The sequence below is a fragment of the Qingrenia yutianensis genome (assembly GCF_014385105.1).
GTDB lineage: Bacteria > Bacillota > Clostridia > UMGS1810 > UMGS1810 > Qingrenia > Qingrenia yutianensis.
The window spans coordinates 1-1,237 of the sequence record NZ_JACRTE010000064.1 but is presented as its reverse complement, the minus strand read 5'-3'; the positions used below and the strand labels follow the sequence as shown (position 1 = coordinate 1,237).

The window sequence follows — 1,237 nt, the reverse complement described above, 5'->3', positions numbered from 1 at the left end:
GACGGTTCGGGTGCATATAACTTTAACAACAATGTTTACGGCTTGAACTCCTGCGACCACAACTTTTTTATCGACTTTGATAATACGACTTACGAGTTGTATGACGAACTTCAGCACACATTTTTAATCTTTTCTGCACCGCTGCGTGCATATTTTCAAGCGATTCCTTTGTGTAGCCTTCAAGAAGCTCATTCGCTTCATTTTCGGTAAGCCGTACCCCTGCGTCGTACTCGTGCAGGAATTTTCCGCTTTCCACCATAGGTGTGATAATCAGCCGAACACCGTCAAACACAACTTTGATGTATGTGTTATGTCCTATTTTCCTCAATAGTTCTCGGAATAAAAACGGTAGTGTGATTCGGCCTCTTGTACCTGTAGTCCTGTAAATAGTTAAACTCATAATCACCATCTCCAAATAAACTTAATTGTATCGGTTCGTTTTTTCTTCTTTCGTTTATATCGTAGTTTGCGATCAGCAGCTCCTTGAACCTGCTACCTGAATCGTATCTGTGGGCAAGAGAGTTTGCACGGGTATGCTCAACAATCGTATAGTCCTTATACAGTTCCTTAACAAATTCGCAGTCATTGTACGACAATAAAAATTTGCCCTTAATTTCTTTTAAGGTGTCATACAGTCTGACATGGTCTTCTTTCGGAAACTCCACCATATAATGACCTTCCGTTTCAACATACGGCGGATCAAGATAGAAAAACGACTCGTATCTGTCGTACTGTTTTATAAGGCTTTCAAAAAGTCTTTATTCTCAATCACAGTCTCTCTCAGCCTGAATGCCGCCGCAGAGAGCGTTTCCAGTGTACTCAAAAGATTTACGGGCTGGCCGCCGAAGCTTTTGCCTCCGCTGCCGTAGCTGTATCTTATGAGCTTGTAAAAGGCTGCCGCCCTCTCCACATCGTAAAGCTGCGATTTCTCTGTTAAAATCTTTACGATTTCCTCTGCATCCCGTTTGTTAAAATACTCGTTTGCCGTCTGCAATTCTTCCTGCATATACGGATATTCCGGCTCCTCGCCGTTTAAGAAGTTTTGCAGTATACTAAACTCCTGCCTGCTGTGAAGCGGCAAAAAATTTAAGGCTTTGATTAACGCCAGCGGCCTTTCCTTTACACATCTGAACATATTTACAAGGTCGCCGTTAAAATCGTTATACACCTCAAACCTTTCTTTCATCTTTGCAAAGAGAACAGAAGCTCCTCCGCCGAACACCTCGATATATCTTCC

General features: G+C 42.4%; 3 protein-coding genes. All 3 read right to left on the bottom strand.

All coding sequences use genetic code 11. The features are described from left to right. Positions 1-67: 67 nt before the first annotated feature. Entirely contained in the window at positions 68-328 is a 261-nt protein-coding gene (locus tag H8706_RS12035) for a hypothetical protein (RefSeq protein WP_262432831.1), read from the bottom strand. Continuing rightward, the gene (locus tag H8706_RS12030; RefSeq protein WP_262432832.1) at positions 309-740 is read right to left on the bottom strand and encodes a DNA adenine methylase; all 432 of its coding nucleotides are present in this window, start codon (positions 738-740) and stop codon (positions 309-311) included. The genes H8706_RS12035 and H8706_RS12030 overlap by 20 nt, the downstream gene beginning before the upstream one ends. Then, positions 737-1,237, bottom strand: a 501-nt coding sequence (locus H8706_RS12025; protein ID WP_262432830.1) for a DNA adenine methylase, incomplete at its 5' end; no start/stop codon positions are given. The genes H8706_RS12030 and H8706_RS12025, both read right to left, overlap by 4 nt.